The sequence below is a fragment of the Nocardiopsis prasina DSM 43845 genome (genome assembly GCF_000341265.1).
GTDB classification, from domain to species: Bacteria; Actinomycetota; Actinomycetes; order Streptosporangiales; family Streptosporangiaceae; genus Nocardiopsis; species Nocardiopsis prasina.
The window spans coordinates 22061-42458 of the sequence record NZ_ANAE01000090.1 but is presented as its reverse complement, the minus strand read 5'-3'; the positions used below and the strand labels follow the sequence as shown (position 1 = coordinate 42458).

18 protein-coding genes and 1 riboswitch are annotated in these 20398 nt (G+C 73.0%); of the genes, 12 read left to right on the top strand and 6 right to left on the bottom strand.

All coding sequences use genetic code 11. From position 1 onward, the window contains the following. Positions 1–45: 45 nt before the first annotated feature. Genes D452_RS0106870 through D452_RS0106840 form a run of 7 tightly spaced genes read left to right on the top strand, consistent with a single transcriptional unit; the run spans position 46 to position 9305 of the window. Positions 46–1143: an ABC transporter substrate-binding protein gene (locus D452_RS0106870; protein WP_017543415.1), complete on the top strand. Its 1098-nt coding sequence runs from the start codon at positions 46–48 to the stop codon at positions 1141–1143. Continuing rightward, positions 1140–2216, top strand: a complete 1077-nt coding sequence (locus D452_RS0106865) for an ABC transporter ATP-binding protein (protein ID WP_017543414.1) — start codon at positions 1140–1142, stop codon at positions 2214–2216. The genes D452_RS0106870 and D452_RS0106865 overlap by 4 nt, the downstream gene beginning before the upstream one ends. After that, positions 2216–3082 carry an ABC transporter permease gene (locus tag D452_RS0106860; RefSeq protein ID WP_017543413.1) on the top strand — a complete coding sequence of 289 codons (867 nt, stop codon included), beginning with the start codon at positions 2216–2218 and terminating at the stop codon, positions 3080–3082. The genes D452_RS0106865 and D452_RS0106860 overlap by 1 nt, the downstream gene beginning before the upstream one ends. Next, the gene (locus D452_RS0106855) at positions 3075–3908 is read left to right on the top strand and encodes an ABC transporter permease (RefSeq protein ID WP_017543412.1); all 834 of its coding nucleotides are present in this window, start codon (positions 3075–3077) and stop codon (positions 3906–3908) included. The genes D452_RS0106860 and D452_RS0106855 overlap by 8 nt, the downstream gene beginning before the upstream one ends. Continuing rightward, a complete protein-coding gene (locus tag D452_RS0106850) occupies positions 3905–6016 on the top strand; it encodes a hydantoinase/oxoprolinase family protein (RefSeq protein ID WP_017543411.1) in 2112 nt (703 codons plus the stop codon). The genes D452_RS0106855 and D452_RS0106850 overlap by 4 nt, the downstream gene beginning before the upstream one ends. After that, a complete protein-coding gene (locus tag D452_RS0106845; RefSeq protein ID WP_017543410.1) occupies positions 6013–8037 on the top strand; it encodes a hydantoinase B/oxoprolinase family protein in 2025 nt (674 codons plus the stop codon). The genes D452_RS0106850 and D452_RS0106845 overlap by 4 nt, the downstream gene beginning before the upstream one ends. Beyond that, on the top strand, positions 8034–9305 hold the full coding sequence (locus tag D452_RS0106840; RefSeq protein ID WP_017543409.1) for an amidohydrolase: 1272 nt from the start codon (positions 8034–8036) through the stop codon (positions 9303–9305). The genes D452_RS0106845 and D452_RS0106840 overlap by 4 nt, the downstream gene beginning before the upstream one ends. A 46-nt stretch (positions 9306–9351) precedes the next feature. Here the strand turns inward: D452_RS0106840 and D452_RS0106835 are convergent, their stop codons facing one another. The 5 genes from D452_RS0106835 to D452_RS0106815 form a co-directional block, all read right to left on the bottom strand. Then, positions 9352–11340 (bottom strand): FAD/NAD(P)-binding protein, encoded by a 1989-nt coding sequence (locus D452_RS0106835; protein ID WP_017543408.1) that lies wholly within the window; start codon positions 11338–11340, stop codon positions 9352–9354. Then, positions 11337–12143, bottom strand: coding sequence for an ABC transporter ATP-binding protein (locus D452_RS27830; RefSeq protein ID WP_017543407.1), 807 nt, complete (start codon positions 12141–12143; stop codon positions 11337–11339). The genes D452_RS0106835 and D452_RS27830 overlap by 4 nt, the downstream gene beginning before the upstream one ends. After that, positions 12140–13243 (bottom strand): FecCD family ABC transporter permease, encoded by a 1104-nt coding sequence (locus D452_RS0106825; protein ID WP_017543406.1) that lies wholly within the window; start codon positions 13241–13243, stop codon positions 12140–12142. The genes D452_RS27830 and D452_RS0106825 overlap by 4 nt, the downstream gene beginning before the upstream one ends. Next, a complete protein-coding gene (locus tag D452_RS0106820; protein ID WP_017543405.1) occupies positions 13240–14328 on the bottom strand; it encodes an ABC transporter substrate-binding protein in 1089 nt (362 codons plus the stop codon). The genes D452_RS0106825 and D452_RS0106820 overlap by 4 nt, the downstream gene beginning before the upstream one ends. 83 nt (positions 14329–14411) lie before the next feature. Beyond that, positions 14412–15599 carry a peroxidase-related enzyme gene (locus D452_RS0106815; RefSeq protein WP_017543404.1) on the bottom strand — a complete coding sequence of 396 codons (1188 nt, stop codon included), beginning with the start codon at positions 15597–15599 and terminating at the stop codon, positions 14412–14414. 62 nt (positions 15600–15661) lie between these two features. Further along, positions 15662–15769: riboswitch (SAM riboswitch) on the bottom strand. 133 nt (positions 15770–15902) lie between these two features. Here D452_RS0106815 and D452_RS0106810 point away from each other — a divergent pair. Then, on the top strand, positions 15903–16439 hold the full coding sequence (locus D452_RS0106810) for an NUDIX hydrolase (protein WP_017543403.1): 537 nt from the start codon (positions 15903–15905) through the stop codon (positions 16437–16439). A 120-nt stretch (positions 16440–16559) separates the two neighbouring features. Continuing rightward, positions 16560–17063, top strand: coding sequence for a hypothetical protein (locus tag D452_RS0106805; RefSeq protein WP_204366603.1), 504 nt, complete (start codon positions 16560–16562; stop codon positions 17061–17063). Positions 17064–17213: 150 nt separating this feature from the next. On the opposite strand, the gene D452_RS29475 is transcribed toward D452_RS0106805, so the two are convergent. Next, positions 17214–17417 (bottom strand): hypothetical protein, encoded by a 204-nt coding sequence (locus D452_RS29475; protein ID WP_083927465.1) that lies wholly within the window; start codon positions 17415–17417, stop codon positions 17214–17216. Between the two features lie 256 nt (positions 17418–17673). Here D452_RS29475 and D452_RS0106800 point away from each other — a divergent pair, with 256 nt between their 5' ends. The 3 genes from D452_RS0106800 (at position 17674) to D452_RS0106790 (ending at position 20354) form a co-directional block, all read left to right on the top strand. Then, positions 17674–18624, top strand: coding sequence for a ring-cleaving dioxygenase (locus tag D452_RS0106800; RefSeq protein WP_026129039.1), 951 nt, complete (start codon positions 17674–17676; stop codon positions 18622–18624). After that, positions 18621–19265 carry an alpha/beta hydrolase gene (locus tag D452_RS0106795; protein WP_017543400.1) on the top strand — a complete coding sequence of 215 codons (645 nt, stop codon included), beginning with the start codon at positions 18621–18623 and terminating at the stop codon, positions 19263–19265. Before D452_RS0106800 ends, D452_RS0106795 begins: the two co-directional genes overlap by 4 nt. A gap of 321 nt (positions 19266–19586) precedes the next feature. After that, positions 19587–20354, top strand: coding sequence for a TSUP family transporter (locus D452_RS0106790; RefSeq protein ID WP_017543399.1), 768 nt, complete (start codon positions 19587–19589; stop codon positions 20352–20354). Positions 20355–20398 lie beyond the last annotated feature (44 nt).

The following is a 20398-nucleotide window of genomic DNA, read 5'->3' as shown; positions in this document are numbered from 1 at the left end:
CGCCCCGCCGTGTACCTCGATCCCGAAACGGTGAAAGGAAGAACGATGCGAGTACCCCGAGGACTGGGTCTCCCTCTCCACGCCGCGGGCGGCGCCCTGCTGCTCATCGGCGCCACCGCCTGCGGCGGGATCGACACCTCGGCCCAGGACGGCTCCGGAGGCGGCGAGATCACCGTCACCGCGTTCGCCGGCCCCTGGGGCGAACTCTTCACCTCCTCCTTCGTCGAACCCTTCGAGGAGGAGACCGGGATCAAGGTCAACGTCGTCACCGGTGCCGACGGCGAGTGGGTCACCCAGATGCGTGCCGCCGGGGGCGAGAACCCCCCCTTCGACCTGGTCGCGCTCACCTCGGAGACCTTCCACCAGGCCGTCACCAACGACCTCGTCCAGCCTCTGGACCCCGACGCCCTGGCCCACTGGTCCGAACTCGACCCGGTGCTGGTGGAGCAGTCCACCGTGGACGGTACCTCCTACGGGGCTCCCCTCACCACCGGCTCGGCCGGGCTGGTCTACCGCACCGACCTCGTCGAGGACCCCCCGCAGGACTGGGAGGACATCTTCGACGAGCAGTACTGCGGCCACGTGGCCCTGCCCCCGCTCACCTACAACATCGGCCTCCAGTTCTTCTCCGGCCTGGTGGCCGCCGAGGGCGGCGACCTGTCCGACCCCGCGGCCGTCGACCGCGCCTTCGAGCGCCTGGAGGAGCTCCAGGACTGCGTGTCCGCCTACCCCTCCGACGCGGGCAACGTCGGCACCGTGCTGCAGAACGGCGACGCCTGGATCGTGCCGTTCTGGGACGGGCGCGCGACCGCCATGGAGCAGGAGGGGCAGCCGATCGGCTTCACCTACCCCGAGTCCGGTGCCGTGGGTGCCCTGACCTCCTACTACGTGGCCGAGGGCACCCAGAACCGCGAGAACGTCTACGCGTTCCTGGACTACCTGACCTCCGCCGAACACCAGAAGCCGTTCGCCGAGGGCACCTTCTACGGCGGCGGCAACACCGGCATCGACCACTCCGCCGAGTTCGACGAGCGCATCAGCTACGGCACCGACGTCTACGAGGGCTTCACCTGGGTGGACTACGGAGCCGCCACACCCAACCTCAACGACTGGCAGCAGCGATGGAACGAGATCTTCCAGTGACCGACGCCCACGCCGAACACATCGTCGTCGAGTCGCTCACCACGGCCTACGGCGGGACACGGATCCTGGACATCGACCGGTTGGCGTTCCACCGGGGCCGGTTCCTGTCCATCCTCGGGCCCAGCGGCTGCGGCAAGACCACCCTGCTGCACGCCCTCGCCGGGTTCGTCGAGCCCGACGGCGGCTCCATCACGATCGACGGCCGCGACGTCACCGCGGTGCCCCCGCACCGCCGCGGCCTGGGTATGGTCTTCCAGAACTACGCCCTCTTCCCGCACATGTCGGTGGCCGACAACGTCGCCTACGGCCTCCGGGCGCGCCGCACGCCGCGTCCGGAGCGGGACCGGCGCGTGTCGGAGGCACTGGACCTGGTGGGTCTGGCCGCCTTCGCGCGGCGCCGTCCCCGGCAGCTGTCCGGCGGCCAACAGCAGCGGGTGGCCGTGGCCCGTGCCCTGGCCACCCGGCCCGACGTCCTGCTCCTGGACGAGCCGCTGTCCAACCTCGACGCGCAGCTGCGCCGCGAGATGCGCGTCGACCTGCGGGCCCTCCAACAGCGGCTCGGCATCACCATGGTGTTCGTGACCCACGACCAGGAGGAGGCCATGTCGCTGTCGGACCACATCGTGGTCCTCAACGGCGGACGCGTCGAGCAGGAGGGCACCCCGCAGGAGGTCTACTCGGCCCCGGTGAGCCGCTTCGTGGCCGAGTTCGTGGGCGCCGCGAACATCATCGAGGGCGTCGGCGGGACCGAGGGCGTCCACGTCGACGGGGCGCTGGTCCGCACCGGCCTGGCGGAGCCGCCCACCGGCGAGGTGTCCCTGGCCCTTCGGCCGGAGCGCGTCCGCGTCTCCGCGGGAGAGCGACCCCTGGGGGCCGCCGGACACGGCGGCGCCTACGGAGAGGTGGTCCACCGGGCCTTCCTCGGCGACGGCTGGGAGACGCGGGTGCGCGTGGGGGAGTCCCTGTCCCTGGGAGCCCGCACCGACACCGAGCCCCCCGCCCTGGGGGCGCGCGTGACCGCGCACTGGGACGCCGAGAGCGTGATCCGGCTCCGCGACACGGGCGGCGCCTGATGAGGGCGACCCGGGAACGCCTGTCCGGCGTGGGGTTCGTACTGCCCGTGGCGGTGTTCCTGCTCCTGGTGTTCCTGGTCCCCCTGGTACGGGTGCTGTCGCTGAGCCTGCATCCGGTCGACGGGAGCGGCAACCCGCTCCCCGAGTTCTCGCTCGTCCAGTACGAGCGGGTGTTCACCGAGGCCTTCTTCTCCCAGGCGCTCGTGCGCAGCCTCCAGACCTCGTTCCTGGTCACCGCGCTGTGCCTGGTGCTCGGTTACCCGGTCGCCTACGCCCTGTCCCGGACCCGCACGGGGTTGACGCGCACCCTGATGTTCGTCATCGTCCTCTCTCCGCTGCTCACCAGTGTCGTGGTGCGCAGCTACGGCTGGGTGGTGCTGCTGTCGGCCAACGGCGCGGTCAACCGCCTCCTCGTGGGAACGGGGATCACCGACCAGCCGCTGCCCCTGCTCACCAGTTACACGGCGGTCGTGGTCTCGGTGACCCACGTGCTGCTGCCCTTCGCGATCATTCCGCTCACCACCGCCCTGGGCGGTATCGACCCCCACCTGCGGCGTGCCTCGCAGAGCCTGGGAGCGGGCGCCGCCCGAACCTTCGCGCGGGTCACCCTGCCGCTGAGCCTGCCCGGCGTGGCCGCCGCGTGCATGGTGGTCTTCCCGCTGGCCATGGGCATCTACATCACCCCGCTCCTGGTGGGCGGCGCCAACCAGCCGCTGGCCGGACTACGCGTGTACAGCCAGATCACCAGCGTCTACGACTATCCCGTCGCGGCCGCGCTCAGCCTGACCCTGTTGGCGCTGACCCTGGTGTGCGTCGCCGCCATGGGCGCCGGATTCCGCTTCTGGGAGAGGAGGCACGATGGTTGAGTCCACCGCCGCGCCCCGCGCGCGCCGACGCGGCTCCCCGGCCCGGCTCGCGGGGCGGATCGCGCTCGGCCTGCCCGTCGGACTGATCCTGTTCTTCCTGGCGGCGCCGCTGATCGTGCTGGCCGTCAGCTCGCTCAACCCGACCGCCTCGCTCCAGTTCCCGCCGCAGGGCGTGTCCCTGCGCTGGTACGCCTCCGTGCTGTCCTCCCCGGACTGGGCGGTTTCGTTCCGCCTCAGCGGACTGCTGGTGCTCATGGTCGTGGCGACCACCACGGTGCTGGGCACGCTGGCCGCCTACGGACTCGCCCGCGGGACCTTCCCCGGCCGGCGGCTCGTGGAGGCCACCGCGCTCGCGCCCCTGATGGTCCCGGAGATCATCATCGCCCTGGGACTCCTCTACTACTTCCAGGGGCTGGGCCTGCTCAACAGCGTTCCGGGGCTGTGGCTGGCGCACTCCCTGGTGGCGCTCCCCTTCACCGTCCGCACCATCATGATCAGCGCCGCACGCCTGGACCCCGCCCTGGAACGCGCCGCCGCCACCCTGGGGGCCGGACCTGTCCGCGTGTTCCTCACCGTGACGCTGCCGCTCCTGCGCCCCGGCATCCTCGCCGGCGCGGTGTTCGCCGCCGTCACCTCGCTCGGGGAGGTCGCGGTGTCGGTCCTGATCTCGGGGGCCAACACCACCACCGTCCCTGTGCGCGTCTTCTCGGCGGTGAAGTTCGAACTCGACCCCTCGGTCGCCGCGGTCTCCACGCTGCTCATGCTCGCGAGCGTCGCGGTGATGGTGGTCGTCGACCGGATGACCCGACTCACGGAGGCAGTGTGAACGACGACGCGGAGACCGGAACCCGGACCGGTGCGGGGACCGACCCGCCCCGGGGGCCCCGGGGCGGCATCGACGTGGGCGGCACCTTCACCGACGTCGTGCTGACCCTCCCCGGCGGAGGAACCGCCCACCACAAGGAGCCGAGCACGCCCGCGGACCCCGCCCTCGCGGTGGCCCGCGGACTCAGCGCGGCCACCGCGGCCGCGGGGCTGGCCCCCGCCGACGTCGTGGACATCGCGCACGGGACCACCATCGGCCTCAACGCCATCATCCAGCGGCGCGGGGCCCGGATCGCGCTCATCGTCTCCCGGGGCCACCGCGACATCCTGGAGATCGGCCGCAGCCGGATGCCGTCCTCCTTCGACCTGCACGCCGCCAAGGAGGAACCACTCGTCCCGCGCGAACGCGTCATCGAGGTGGACGCCCGACTGGACGCGAACGGGCGCGTCCTGCGTGACCCCGACGACGCCGACCTCGTCCGCGCCGCCGAGGAACTCTCCGCCACCGGAGCCGACGCCGCCGCGGTGGTCGTGCTCCACGGACACACCGCGCCCGACTACGAGGCCGACCTCACCGCGCGCCTGGCCGCCCTGGTCCCCGACGTGCCCCTGGTCTCCTCCGCCGCCGTCTGGCCCGAGGTCCGCGAGTACGAACGCACACTCGTGGCCTGCATGAACGCCTACATCCAGCCCCTGATGAGCGGATACTTCGACCGGCTGGAGGAACTCCTCACCGGCTTGGACGTGCGCGCCCCGATCTTCATCACGGCCTCCAACGGCGGCTCGCTCAGCCTGGCCTCGGCCAGGGCACGGCCCATCGAGACCGTGCTGTCCGGGCCCGCGGCGGGGGTGACCGCCGCGGCCCGCCTGGCCCAGGCGGCCGGGACCACCGACGTCGTGACGTTCGACATGGGCGGAACCAGCAGCGACATCGCGGTCACCGTCGGGGGCGCGCCCGAGTTCGCCGTCAACACCACCATCGGGGGCATGCCCCTCATCCTGCCGGTGGTGGCGGTCGGGGCGATCGGCGCGGGCGGCGGCTCGGTGGTGCGGGTCGACGACTTCGGCCTGCTCAAGACCGGACCGGACAGCGCCGGAGCCGACCCCGGCCCCATCGCCTACGGGCGCGGCGGCCAGCGGCCCACCATCACCGACTGCTACCTGGTCACCGGAGTCATCGACCCCGAGGAGTTCCTGGGCGGGCGCATGTCGCTGGACCGGGACGCCGCCGAGGGCGCCCTGGCCGACCTCGCCCGCGCGCTCGACGGCGAGGGGAACCAGACGGCCCGCGCCATCGCGGACGGTGCCCTGCGCATCGCCACCGCCGGGATGGCCGTGGAACTGCACAAGACCCTGGCCCGCCGGGGACTGGACCCCGCGGACTTCACGCTCGTGCCCTACGGCGGCGCCGGACCCACGCACGCGGCCCTCCTCGCGGAGGAGGTCGGCATCACCGACATCCTCGTGCCCGCCTCGGCCGCCACCCTGTGCGCCCTCGGCGCGGTCGGCGCGGACCTGCGCCGCGACTTCGCCCGGAGCCTGCGCCGCCCCCTCGACGCGGAGTCCGCCGCCGCGGTCCGCTCGGTGCTCGACGACCTCGCCGAGCGGGCCCGGTCCTGGCTCGCCGACCAGGGCGGCCACGAGGCCGGACCGGTCCGGCTGGAGGCCTCCGCCGACCTCAGCTACCTGGGACAGGCCCACGAGCTGCGCGTCGCCCTGGGCGAGGCGGACGACCCCTCCGAGCTGGACGCCGCCGCCCTGGCCGAGGCCCTGCACACCGAGCACGAGCGCCTCTACGGGTTCCGCGACACCGGCGCCGCGATCCGCGTGGGCACCGTCCGCCTCGCGGTCGTCGCCCCCCGCCCCGACCCCGGAGCCGACCGGGCCGCGCCCGCGACCGGTGAGGTCGAACCACGCGCCCAGCGCACGGTCACCGTGCACGGCCGCGACGTGCGGGCCGCCGTCCACGACCGCGCCGCGCTCGGCTCCGGCCACCGCCTGACCGGACCGGCCGTCATCGTCCAGGACGACAGCACCGTCCTCGTCCCACCCGGATGGTCGGCCCAGGTCGAGCCGTCCGGTCACCTGCGCCTGAGGAGCCGATCATGAAACTCCCGCCGATCACCCTGGAGATCATCGGCAACAAGCTCACGGCCCTCGCCGAGGAGATGTGCCTGACGCTCCAGCGCACCAGCCGTTCGCTGTACGTCAAGGAGACCGCCGACTTCTGCTGCGCGTTGGCCGGCCCCGACGGCCGCTTCTCCGCCTACCCGCGCGGTATCGGCGTCTCGGGCTTCGTCGGGCTGGACCTGACCGCCGCCATCGAGGCGGTCGGTCCGCTGGAGGACGGCGACGTCATCGTCACCAACGACCCCTACAGGTCCGGCGGCCTGGCCACGCACCTCACCGACATCCAGCTCATCCGCCCCTACTTCCACGACGGCGCGGTCATCGGCTACGGATGGGCGTTCATCCACTGCTCCGACATCGGCGGCCGGGTGCCCAGCAGCCTGTCGCCCACCAACCAGGAGATCTACCAGGAGGGACTCCAGATCCCCCCGGTCAAACTGGTCCGCGCCGGGGAGCCCGCCCGTGACGTGGCCGCCCTCCTGGCCGCCAACAGCCGGTCCCCGGAGGCCAACGAGGGCGACCTCCAGGCCATGCTGGCCGCCCTGCGCACCGGCGGCGAGCGCCTGGCGGCGGTCGTGGCCACACACGGGTCCGCCGACGTCCTGGCCGCCCACGGCGACCTCGTCGAGTACACCGCCCGGCGGGCGCGCGCGGCGCTGTCCCGGCTGCGCGAGGGCACCTACCGCTTCACCGACTACCTCGACGACGACGCGCGCACCCCGGTCCCGGTACGGGTGAGCGTCACGGTGACGGTCTCCGCCGACAGCCTGCACCTGGACTTCACCGGATCCGACCCCCAGGTCGAGGCGGCCTTCAACATCGCCAGCCACGGCACCGCGCACGCGTGGATCACCACCCGGGTCCTGGCGCTGATCTGCACCCTGGACCCGAGCGCCCCGCTCAACGCCGGACTCATCGCCCCGGTCGGGGTCACCGCGCCCGAGGGCTCGGTCGTCAACGCCCGCCACCCGGCCGCAGTGGGCATCCGCCACGCCACCGCCTCCCGGGTCAACGACGCGCTCGGCGGGGCGCTGGCCCTGGCCGCGCCCGACGTCATGCCCGCGGCCAGCAGCGGCCTGGTCGTCCCGGTCGTGGTCGCCGAGCGGCACGCGGGCGGTCAGAACGTCCAGGTCCTCGAACCCATGGTGGGGGGCACCGGCGCCCGGGCGGGCTCCGACGGCGTGGACGGGCGCGACAGCGGTATCTCCAACCTGTCCAACAACCCCGTGGAGACCGTCGAGACCGAGATCGGCGTGGAGATCCTCCGCTACGGCCTGCGCCCCGACTCCGGCGGCGCGGGGCGCTGGCGCGGCGGCAGCGGGCTGGAGCTGTCCTTCCGCGTCACCCGCGACGACTCGCGACTGCTGGCCCGCGGACTGGAACGGCTCCGCTTCCGCCCCTGGGGGCGCGAGGGCGGCGGAGCCGGAGCGCCCGCCGAACTCGTCGTCGCCTCCGCCGAGGGCGTGGAGCGACGGGTGGGCAAGATCGACGTCCTGGCCCTGCGCCAGGGTGACACGGTGACGCTGCGCACCTCGGGTGCGGGAGGCTACGGCGACCCGTTCGAGCGACCCGAGTCCGAGGTCCTGCGCGACGTCGTGAGCGGAGTGGTCAGCCCCGGTGCCGCGGCCCGCGACTACGGAGTCGCCGTGACCGGCCAGGGCGCCAGAGCCGCCGTGGACCACGAGGGCACCGCCGAGCTGAGGGCCGCGGGGACCCCCGCGAGCGGCGCCCACGTCCTGGGCCCCGAACGGGACCGGTGGGACGGCCTCTACGACGAGACCACCGCCGACCGCCTGATCGCGGCCCTGTTCCGCCTGCCCGCACCCGCCCGGCACGGGCGCCGAGTACGCGTGCTCGGCGAGGCCCTGGACCTGCTGCCGGACGGCTTCCCCTCGGTCCCGGCCACGGACCGCGAGCTGGAGGGCGCCCGCGCGGGGCTGCTGGAGGCGGTGGCGGCCCTGGAGGACGAGGCGGCCCGCAGCGAGGGAGAGCTGCCGTGACGGGGGTGGACCGGGCGCGCGCCCGCGCCGTGCTCTCCCGCTACGGCTCGGGCGCACCCGGAACCGACCCCGCGGCGCTGGCGGACCTGTACCGGGACCTGCACGCCCACCCCGAACCGGGTTTCGGTGAGGAGCGGACCGCCGCCGTGGGCGCCGCCGCCCTGGCGGACGCGGGCTACCGGGTCACCACCGGCGTGGGCGGCACGGGCGTGGTGGGCGTGCTCCGCTCGGGCCCCGGCCCCACGGTGCTCATCCGCGCCGACATGGACGCCCTGCCGGTCCGTGAGCTGACCGGTCTGCCCTACGCCTCGCGTGCGGGCGCCCCCGGCGATCCCCGCACCCCCCTCATGCACGCCTGCGGGCACGACATGCACGTCACCTGCCTGGTCGGGGCGGCCTCCGTCCTGGCGGCCGCGCGGGAGGACTGGAGCGGGACGGTCATGGCCGTGCTCCAGCCTTCGGAGGAGAACGGGGCCGGGGCCCGGGCGATGCTCGACGACGGCCTCTACCGCCGCTTCGGCACCCCGTCCGCCGTGTTCGCCCAGCACGTGTTCCCCCTCCCGGCCGGGGTCCTCGCCCTGCGCCCCGGCCTGGTGCTGGGCGCCACCGAGAACCTGGAGGTGACGCTGACCGGCCGGGGCGGCCACGGCTCGCAGCCGCACCGCACCGTCGACCCCGTCGTGATGGCGGCGGCCTCGGTGATGCGCCTCCAGGGGGTGGTGGCGCGGGAGCTGGACCCGGAGGAACAGGCGGTGCTGACCGTGGCGCGCCTGCGGGCCGGGCACGCCGAGAACGTCATCCCCGACGAAGCGGTGCTCACCCTCAACGCGCGCGCCTTCGACCCCGATGTGCTGGCCCGTGTGGTGGCCGCCGCGCGCCGCGTCCTGGACGGCGAGGCGGCCGTCTCCGGTGCGCCGGTGCCGCCGACCTACCGGCGCCTGGGCGCCTTCCCGGTCACCGTCAACGACCCCGCCTCCAGCGCCGCTCTGGAGGAGGTCTTCGGTGAGGTCCTGGGCGCCGACCGGGTGGTCCCCCTGGACCGCATGATCGGCAGCGAGGACGTGGGGCACTTCGGGGCTGACGCGGGTGCGCCGTCGGTGTTCTGGGGTCTGGGCGCGCTCGCCCCGGGCACGGCGCCCGCCCCCGAGAGCGCCGAGGCGGGCAACCACTCTCCCTACTTCGCCCCGGCGGTGGAGCCGACCCTGTCCACGGGGGTGCGGGCGATGACGCTCGCGGCGCTCAGCGGGCTGGGTTCCTCGGGAGCGTGAGGTCGGGCCGTCGGCCGGGGCGAACCGGACCGACGGCCCCCGCGTGTCAGCCCCGCGCCGCCACCGCGTCGCCCGTGCCGAGGGAGGCGCGGGCGGCCAGGATCCCGGCGGCGGCCACGTCCGCCCCGGCGAGGAGCGGCGAGGGCACACCGGGTGTGGCCCCGATGGCCGACCCCGGCTGCACCGCGCCGGCCGGGATGCCGAGCACCGTGACGTTCTCGTCCGCCGCCCCGTCGTCGCCGACCAGGTGGAACCCTTCCCGGGTCACGTCCAGTGTGCCGCTGGAGACCGCGGGGCCGGCCGAGGCGGGCCACCGGTGCAGGCGCGCTCTCCCCGAACCCAGCAGGGTCCGCAGCAGCGGATCGTCGGTGTCGGTGACCACCCCCTTGGACATGCGCGTCTCCACGAAGGCCCGCGCCCACACGGGTGCGCGCCGCACCGACGTGGACCGGCCGACGAACAGCCCGTTCTCGAACTCCACCGAGGACCCCTCGCCCAGGAGTTCCACCACGCCGGCGTCGATGAGCGCCAGCACCTGGGCGGCCCGGTGCGGAGGCGGACCCGACGCCAGGGCCAGGCCCAGCGGAGTGAACCAGCCAGCGACGTCGCGCGCCACACTCGCGCCGTCCAGCGCGCCGAGCCCCACCAGGCGCTGTACCGGGCCGCGCAGCGCCGCCATCGCCCGGTTCACGGCGTTGCGCGGACTCCTCTCGGGGGCGTCGATGGTCTCCAGTTCCTCCTCCGCGAAGCGCGCGACCTCCGCACGCCACTCCTCCTCCGACAACGGCGCCCCTCCGGTCGGCGGCGAGGGCCGGTCCAGCCGTCCCGTCCGCAGTCGCAGCCGTGGGTCGGACACCGCCTCTGCCACCACCGTGTCCACGCCGTCGGCGTCGGCCTCCTCCAGCGCGGACAGCAGCTCACCGTGCCCGAGGCCTTCGCGGACGGCCTCCGGCCGGTGTTCCAACAGCACTGACAGGTGGGCCCAGGCGAACTCGCGGGCCAGCTGCGGCCACACCGCCGTCCGGAAGTCCTGCGAGGACCCGGTGGCCACCCGGGCGAACCACTCCCGCGTCGCCAGGACCGGCTCGTAGCGGGGTGGGAAGCCCTTCGCGTAGGCGGCCTTGGCACGGTAGGGGAGCCCGCGGCGCGACCCCGCGACCAGAAGCGGTTCGTCCCCGCCGGGCAGGTAGCGCAGCCGGGACGGACGCGCGGGGTCCCCGGCCGGGACGAAGCGTCCGCCCCGACCCTGTGTCAGCAGCGCCACCACGTCGAAGAAGTTCGCGCCCAGCCCCGCGACCAGCACGGTCTCACCGCCCGGCACACGGTCCCAGGCACGTTCGGCGGGCATGCCCGGCTCCACGTACACCAGTCCGTGCCGCTCCGCTGACGCCGCCAGGGACCGGACCCGGGGCGAACGACGCGTCTGCACCATGCCCTGGGCCAGGACCACCGAGGGCGCCGCCAGCCTGCGACCGTCCTCCAGCACCACGGTGCGCCAACCGCTCCCGGCGGACTCCAGGTCCACGGCCGTGCCGAGGACGGGGGTCACCTCGACCCGGCCGGTCGCCACCGCGTCCGCCAGCTGCTCGTCGTAGTAGACGCCCTGGAGACGCCGGGAGGGAAAGGTCCAGGGACGCAGCTCCGCGATCTCCCGCGCCGCCCACTCCGGGCGGTCGGCCGGGACGCGGCCGTCCGAGGCCCAGCGCACCAGGTCGGGGCCGGGCACGACCGGCCCGTCCATACGGGTGCTCTCGTCGGCGTGGATCGTGGTGTGCGCGCTGTAGGTGTTGTTGAGCAGCAGGGGCGACTGGTCGGTGCGCCAGGTGGCGCCCGCACCGACCTCCACCCGGTCGACCACCGCCACGCGCACGGGCCGCTCGCGTCCATCCAGCCGTGCGGCGAGCCGCACCACCACCGCGACGGCTCGGGGGCCGCCGCCCACCACGACCGCGTCGAAGCGCTCCTGCGCACCGTGCCCGGCGCTCCGGGCGAGGTCGTCGCGCGCCGGTGCGCCGGTGTCCTGTGTACCGCTCATGGCCCGTCCGTTCCGTTCGCTCCGACAGGGGTGGGCTCCAGCACGGACGGCCGCACCTCCACCACCCCACCCTCACCGCTGTTCACCCGCACGTCCAACCCGTACACCGAGCTCAGCACCTGCGGGTCGTAGGCCCGCGAGGGGGGACCGTCGGCGACGATCCGGCCGCCGTGCAGCAGGACCGCCTGATCGCAGAAGTGCGCCGCGTGGTTGAGGTCGTGGATCGCGATCAGCGCCGTCACCCCCTGGGTCCGTGTCACCGCCCGCACGATCTGGAGCGTCTCGATCTGGTAGCGCAGGTCCAGGGCCGACGTCGGTTCGTCCAACAGCAGCACCTTCGGCTCCTGGGCCAGCGCCCGGGCGATCAGCACCCGCTGTGCCTGACCTCCGGACAGCTGCGACAACTGGCGGTCGCGCAGGTCGGTCAACCCGAGCTGGTCGATGGCGCGGTCCACGACCTCCCGGTCCAGCCGTGAGGGCCGCAGGCCGATGTGGGGGGTGCGGCCCAACAGGACGGCGTCGCGCACCGACTGGTCGAACGGCGCCTCCCCGGACTGGGGAACGTAGGCCACCACCCGCGCGTGCTCCCGGCGCGGCGCCGCCAGCAGGTCGCGGCCGCCGAACGAGACGCTGCCCGACTCGGGCCTGAGCACCCGGGCGACGATCTTGGCCAGGGTGGACTTGCCCGACCCGTTCGGGCCGAGCAGGGCACAGAACCGTCCCTCCTCCACACTCAGGCTCACGTCCTCCAGCACGCGGTGGCGCCGGTAGGCGAAGCGGACGGAGTCCAGGTCGAGGCTCATCGGGCCGCCTTCCGGGTGAGGATGAGGTTGATGAACACGGGCGCGCCGATGAAGGCCACCACGATGCCCACCGGGATCACCGACGGCGCCAGGACCGTGCGGCCGACGGTGTCGGCGACCAGGAGCAGGAGACCGCCGGTGAGGAAGGAGAAGGGCAGCAGGTAGCGGTGGTCGGCGCCGATGACCAGCCGCGCGATGTGCGGTCCGACCAGCCCGACGAACCCGATGACCCCGCAGAAGGACACCACCACCGACGCCAGCACCACCGACACGATGATGAGCCCGACCCGCAGCGCGGTCACGTTCACGCCGAGGCTGCGGGCGGCGTCGTCCCCGGCGAAGGCGACGGCGTTCAGGTCCTTGGCGAAGTACCAGAGCAGGGGCAGGGCCAGGAGCGCGGTCGCGCCGACCAGGCGCACGTCGCTCCAGGAGGCGTCGTTGACCGAACCGAACGTCCACCGCACGATCGCCTGGAGGGTGTTCTCGTCCGCCACGAACTGCAACGCCGAGGTCATGGCCTCGAACAACTGAGTGAGGGCGATCCCCAACAGCAGCAGCGTGGCCGTGGACATGGCCTTGGCCGAGGCCAGCCCCAGCACCAGGGCCGAGACCGCCAGGGCCGTGACCAGTGCGCTCGCGATGACCAGCCATGACGCCGACCCCGCGGAACCCCCGGTGAGCAGGATGGCCAGCGACGCGCCGAAGGCGGCGGCGGGGGAGACCCCCAGCGTGAACGGGCTGACCAGCGGGTTGCGCAGCAACCCCTGCATCACCACCCCCGCCACCGACAGGGCGGCGCCCGCCGCGAACGCCAGCAGGGCCCGGGGCAGCCGCAGGTTGGTGATGATCGCGTACGTCTGGGCGAACTCGTCGGCCAGGACCCCGCCGAACACCGACAGGCGAACCGCGTGCCAGACGTCGGACAGTCCGGCGCCCGCGGTGCCCACGGTCACACACCAGGCGACGGCCAGGACGGACACGAAGGCCCCGGCCCCGAGCACGACCCGCCGGACGGAGCCCCGGTCGCGCAGGCGCGGCCGCGGGGCCGCCTCCCGTTCCCGCGGGGGCACGGGAGCGGTGGTCGTGGGAGCGTCCGTCATGAGGAGACCTTCTGGACGTAGGCGTTCGCGCCCTCGAAGTCCGTGCCCTGGAAGTCCTCGACCCAGCGGGCGAGGTACTCGTCGGGGTCGACGTCTTCGAACTCCTCCGGGTGCAGCCAGGTGGCCAGGTACAGCGCGCCCAGGGCCTTGGAGAGCCCGCTCGTGGCCCAGCCGTTGCTCACGTAGACCTCGCCCTCGGAGACCGCCGTGACGTCCTCCCAGCCGGGACGACCCTCCAGGTCGTCACGCAGGGTGTCGAACCGCTCCTGGCCGGTGGGCGCCGCGCTCGGCCCGAACTCGTGGACGATCACCTCGGGGTCGCGTTCGACGACCGAGGCCGGGTCGACGGTGGTCTCGGCCTGCTGGTCGCCACCGGCCCCGACGTCGCCGAAGACGTTCTCGCCCCCGGCAGCCGTGATGATCTGGTCGAAACCGGATCCTGGCAGCCCGGTCAGGTAGGGCTCCTCGGTCTCCCAGTACACGCGGACCGCGTCGGTCCCCTCGACCCGGTCCGAGACCAGGTCGAAGATCTCGTCGTAGAACCCGGAGACCGCCTCGGCCCCCTCGGGCTCGGCGAAGACCTGGCCGAGCAGGTCGACCGTCTCGTGGAACACGTCGAAGTCCCAGGCGGTGGCGACCACGACCGGGACACCGAAGGGCTCCAGCTGCTCCGCGGCCTCCTGCCAGGCGCCGTTGCGCGGCACGATGAACACGTCCGGTTCCAGGGCGACCACGGACTCGTAGTTGATCTCCTGGAGGTCCTCGCTGACGATCTCGTCCTCGCCGATTCCCAGGTAGGGCAGCCGGTTGGCGGAGACCCGGTCGTAGCCCACGACCCGGTCGCCCGCGCCGATGGCCTGCGCGAACTCGTTGCCGTAGCTGTTGAGGACCACGGCCCGCTCCACGGGTCCTGCCAACTCGACGGTGCGGTCGGCGTCGTCCACCACGGTGATGGTCGCACCCCCGCCGTTCGCGGTGTCACCGCTCTCGGACACCACCTCACCGCACGCGGTGAGACCGATGACGAGAGCGGTCAGTGCGCCGAGTGTGGCCGCGCGGGCAGGGCGGCCGGGAAGTGCTGTCATGGCTTTCGTTCCTTGGGTGGGATGAGGGCACGTGTGCGGTGCCCCGGGGAGGGTTCGGGTGTCGGGGGCGGAGGGGCCGGTGTTCATGGCGCGACGTCGGCCGTCCCGGGCCAGTAGGGGTCACCCAGGGTGAGCATCAGCCGGTTGGCCCAGGAGAAGAAGGACGTCGCGAACACCAGGTCGGTGAGTTCGAGGTCGGACAGGCCCAGGCCACGCAACCGCTCGACCTGGGCGGCCGTGGCCGACGACGGGGTCGTCGCCAGGGCGGCGGCGAACTCCGTGACCGCGGCCCAGCGCGGCTCCTGTCCGTGCGCGAGCGGGGCCGTGCCGGTGGGGCGCCAGTCGGCGTCGCGCTCCAGGACGGCGTCGAGCAGGCGCTGGACGTCGTCCGGTCGGTCGGCCATCTGAGCGGCCTTGCGCGCGTGCACCGACGCGCAGTACACGCAGTCGTTCACCTTGCTGGTGGCGGTGGCCGCCAGTTCCCGCTCGGCACGGGGGAGTCCCTCCCGGCTCGTGAAGACCGCCGCGTCCAGAGCCGTGCGGGCGGCCAGGACACCGGGGACGCGGGAGAGCAGGCGGAAGTACTCGCCGTTGGTCTTGCCCCGGAACGAGGCGGCCTGTTCCTCGGTGAGATCGTCGGTGCGGACCGGAGGCGGCCAGGAGGTCCAGGACAGCAGCTCCCGGGTGTACTCCACGGGTCGCTCGCCGCCGTTGGCGGCCCTACGCGAGGCGTTCTTGACCCTCCCGCGCCCCGGGGCGGTCCGGGCGGGCGGGGCCACGTGTTCCTGGCCTTGCCCCTCCAGCAACCGCAGACCGTGCACCACGCGGGCTTGGAAGGAGGTGAACGCCGCGATCTGCGAGACCACGACCACGGCGTCGGTGTCCCAGCCCGCGTCGGTCAGCCCCTCCACGTCCTCGCGCACGGCCAGGGCGGGGGAGACGCTCAGCAGGTCCACGTGTCGGGCGGCCGCGCGCAGGGCGGGGTCCTCGGGCAGGTCGTCCGTGAACAGGGCCGGATCGGCGCCCAGCTCCGTGTGGTGGTCCACGAGTTCGCGGGAGCCATGCCAGCGGGCGGCGAGGGCGGCGAGCCCGTGTCGGACGGCGGTCGCGACCGGTCCAGGGCCGCCGAACAGCGCGTCCTCGGCGGCCTGGGCCCGCTCGTTGATCTCGTGTTTGGTGGTGCGCGCCCGCTCGGTGACCTCTGTCAGGGCCGCCAGTCGGCCGACGGTGTCTCCGCCGCGGAGGGGCGCCGCCCCGGGGTTGGTGCTCACAGTCTCGCCTCGTCGCTCGTGTCGGGGCTGCGGGGCGGCGAAGGCGTCAGGGGGTAGGGGGTGTCGCACGCTTGCCGCGTCACGCAGCCGGGTCGTCGTCTCCGGGGCACCCCACCGTGCAGGAGGGTTGCCGTCCAGCGAGCCGGAACTTCGCGCTGGAACTCTTGACCTGAAAAGCAACTTAGTCGATAGGAAATGTTTGCTACAAGGGATCGGGGGAGTGAGGAAGGCTACAGGGCTCCGCCCCAGGCAAGGTCGTGATGGGATGGGTCCGCTGTACGCCGACGACACCGGGGGAGAACCGTGCGCTGGACCGTCCACTCCGAGAGGCCGCTGTACACCGATCCGTGGATGGACGTCCGGATCGCGGACGTGGAGATCACCGGCGGGCGGCACCTGGAGCACCGGCTGATCCGGACCTCGCCCGGGGCGGGCGCGGTCGTCATGGACGAGGAGGACCGGGTGCTCCTGGAGTGGCGCCACCGGTTCATCCCCGACACGTGGGCCTACGAGATCCCCATGGGCGGCGTCGAGGCCGGTGAGAGCCCGGTGGACGCGGCGGCGCGCGAGGTGCTGGAGGAGACGGGTTGGCGGCCGGGACCGTTGTGTCCACTGGTGTACGTCCAGCCCACCCCGGGGATCTCGGACTCCGCCCACCACGTCTTCTTCGCGGACACCGCCGAATACGTGGGCGATCCCGCGGAGGACTGGGAGTCGGAGCGCGTCGAGTGGGTGCCGCTCGCCGACGTGCCCGGACTCGTGGCGGGGAGGCGACTGGTGGCGGGGACCTCGATGACGGCCCTGCTGTACCTGTACGGGGTGGGGCGCCCGACCCCGTGAACCCGCGGGGTCGGGCGGTGGCCCGTCGGGCGAAGGTGAGAACTTGGGCAACCGCCTGCGAGGTCAGGATTCGAATGGCTACTGTGGCCCCACTCGTCCCTGCGATCGTGAGGTGGCCCGTTGGTTCACGAGTCGTTGTTCGGTCTCCCCGAACTCTCCCCGGTGCCGGTGGTGATGAGCCTGGACGCCCAGCGGTACGAGCGGATGTGGAGTGTCGACGGGACCCACGAGTTCCGGCGCCGCTTCCTCACCGGGGTGCCTGCCCAGTGGTTCGTGTACCTCACCCGTCCCGAGGGGCGGCTGTGCGCGGTGATCGACCTGGGGGCGGCGATCGTGGACACCCCGCGCGAGATCGCGCGGATCGCCGAGCGCGTGAGTCCGGGTGAGGGAGCCCTCGTGGAGGAGTACCTGGCCGGGGACGGAGAGGTGGGGTACGCGATGCCCGTCCGGCGGGTGCGGGAGTTCTCCGGTTTCACCGACACGGAGCTCGGCCGGATGCTCGACGGCTTCCAGCCGCCGGAGGGCCACGTCCTGGTCGACGACCATCCCGGCTGGCGGGCGGTCTGCGACAAGCTGCTCTCCGGAGCCGTGCTCCGCGAGACCACGATCAGTCCCGTGTACTGACGGCGCCTCCGGTGGCGGCACGCCGCCGGTGTGGGTAGGTCCTCCCGTGAGACGAGGAGGATCTATGACCGCATGCGATCACGACTGGACCTCGGGTCCCAACGGCGGAACGGAGCAGTGCTCGAACTGCGGGGCCATTCGGTCCCGGAACTACTGAGTTCCCGCCGCCCGAACGGCCACCCGGTCGCAGTCCGCGCAGTCGGTCCGGCAGGGGGCGCCGAAGTTGTTCATGCTCATGGACTTGCAGCGGACGCACACCAGACGCCTGCCACCCGGTGGGTCGTGACGCCACTCGTGATGGCCGCGGCGGCAGATCCCCGAGGGGAGGATGCGGGTGGGGTCACTCGTGCTCATGAGGACACCGTAACCGTGGAGTACGCGGACGGGGAAGGGCGGCTCCGGAACGTCACCGAATGCGCCGCATCCGACGGTTGGGGAGAAGTGCCCGACCGCCACGGGCGCGTTCGGTCGCCTGAGCGCGGAAGGTTCCCCGTCCCGTGATGGAGGGGGAAGCCGTGGGGGAAGGGATGGGGGAGACAGCGGACCACAAGTAGTTTAAGATTCAACTTGTTGTACTGAGTGGCCAGCCGGACGAGAAAGGGTGAAGGACATGGACGTGCGTCCCTCGGGGATTCACCACGTGACAGCGATCGCGAGCGACCCACAGGCCAACGCCGACTTCTACCTGAACGCGCTGGGCATGCGCATGGTCAAGCGGACGGTCAACTTCGACGCCCCGGAGACCTACCACTTCTACTACGGGGACCGCGCGGGCAATCCCGGCACCATCATGACCTTCTTCCCCTGGCCCGACGCGCCCAAGGGAAGGATCGGCGCGGGTCAGGCCACCACCACGACCTTCTCCGTCCCCGAGGGCTCCCTGGGCTGGTGGGCCGAGCACCTCGCCGCGCTGAACGTGCCGGCCTCCCGCCCGACCGAACGCGGCGAGGAGGACGTCCTCACCCTGCGGGACCCGGACGGACTCGTCATCGAGCTGGCCGCCAGCGCCGACCACCACGACACCGACCCCTGGGACGGGGGAGCGGTCCCCGTCGACCACGCCATCCGGGGCATCCGCGCCGTCACCCTCACCGAACACGACGCGGACGGCACCGCGCTGATGCTCGGCGACCAGCTCGGCTTCCACCTGCACAGCGAGAACGGCAACCGGATGCGGTTCCGGACCAACGACACCGGCGACGGGGTCGGCACCATCGTCGACGTCGTCGCCGACCCCGGGGCCGAGCGGGGCGTGGTCGCCGCCGGAACCGTCCACCACGTCGCCTACCGCGCCCCGGGCACACCCGTGCAGGAGTCCTGGCGCCAGCGCTTGGAGGACGACGGGGTGGGGGTCACCGAGATCCGCGACCGCACGTACTTCACCTCGATCTACTTCCGCGAGCCCGGCGGCGTGCTGCTGGAGATCGCCACCGACGGCCCCGGGTTCGATTACGACGAACCGCTGCTCGAACTGGGCCGCTCGCTGAAGCTGCCTCCGTGGCTGGAGCCCAGCCACGAGCAGATCGCCGCCCGCCTGCCGCGTGTGGAGGTCGACCAGTGATCCCGCCCGCCACCTCGGTCGAGGACTTCGTCCACGTCTACGAACCGGCCACCGCGCCGGACGCGCCGACCCTGCTGCTCCTGCACGGGACCGGCGCGGACGAATACGACCTGCTGCCCCTGGGGCGGGCCCTGGCACCGGGCGCCGCGCTGCTGTCCCCGCGCGGCAGGGTCGACGAGAACGGCATGAACCGCTGGTTCCGCCGTCTGCGGGAAGGGGTCTTCGACGTCGACGACCTCATCGGGCGCACCGCCGAGCTGGCCGGTTTCGTCGGAGCGGCCACCGCCGCCTACGACCTCGACCCCGGGCGGATCGTGGTGAGCGGGTTCTCGAACGGGGCCAACACGGGTGCCGGGCTGCTCCTGCTCCACCCGGGACTGGTCGCGGGCGCGGCGCTGTTCGCGGGCGGCGCCCCGCTCCAGGGACGCGAACCCGCGCCGGTGGATCTGTCGGGGACACGGGTGTTCCTCGGTAACGGCGTGGCCGACCCCATCACGACCATTGACCAGTCCCGTCTGCTCGCCTCCCAGCTGGGGGAGCGGGGGGCGAGGGTCCTGGTCCGGGAGCACGCCGGGGGACACCAGCTGACGCCGGAGGTGCTGGCCGAGGCCCGGGACTGGTTCGCCCGCGAGGAGTTCTGAGCTCGACTCGCCGGGGACCGGCTCGGGGCCGGTCCCCGGGGTTCCCGACCAGCCGCGGTGGCGCCCCTGCACCCGGGCGTCACCGCTTCTCTTCGGCCCTTGGTGAATCCACGTCGTAAAGCTGGCTGTTCGGCGGGGTACGCACGCCTCCAAAGCAACCCGGCGGCAACGGACCCCATCACCCCAACCGGCAGTAAGGGGATCACTGCTCCGGTCCCGTGACAAAGCGGTACGCGTCAGTGGCTACATTGGCTCGCGCCCCGTTCCCCGTCATGGAAGACAGCCGATGATCCTCTCTTCTCACACCGCACGGCTCCGGTGATGGACCCCGAAATCCTCGGACTGCTGATGCTCGCCGCCGTCGCCGCGGGCTGGATCGACGCCGTCGTCGGGGGAGGGGGCCTGCTCCTGCTCCCGGCCCTCATGGTCGCCGCTCCCAACGCGCCCCTGGCCACACTGCTGGGCACCAACAAGCTCGGCGCCGTCTTCGGTACCACCTCCGCCGCCATCGCCTACGCCCGCAAGGTGAGAATCGACCGCCGTGTCGTGGTCCCCACGGCCGGGCTGGCCCTACTCGGTTCCGGGCTGGGCGCCGCCCTGGCCACGGCGCTCACCGCCGACGTGCTCAAACCGATCATCATGGTCGTCCTGGCCGGGGTCGCTCTCCTGGTGGTGTTCCGACCCGCCATGGGCACCTCACCCGACCCGGCCCTGCGCACCCGCAACCGGATCCTGGCGGCCCTGGCCCTGGCCGGGATCGGCGTGAGTTTCTACGACGGCATCATCGGCCCCGGCACGGGCGTGTTCCTGATCATCGCCTTCACCGCGGTGCTGGGCATGGACTTCCTCCAGGCCTCCGCCTCAGCCAAGATCGTCAACGTGTGCACCAACCTCGGCGCCCTGGTGGTCTTCGGGCTCGGCGGCCACGTGGACTGGCTGCTGGGCCTGGGGCTGGCGGTCTGCACGATCCTGGGAGCCCAGGTCGGCGCCCGCATGGCCCTCCAGCGGGGATCGGGGTTCGTCCGCGGGGTCCTGCTCGTGGTGGTGCTCGCCCTGCTCGCCCGCATGGGCTGGGACGTCTTCGCCTGAGCGCGGGGTCCCGGCTGCCAACCACCGAGGCAACCGGGCCCCGG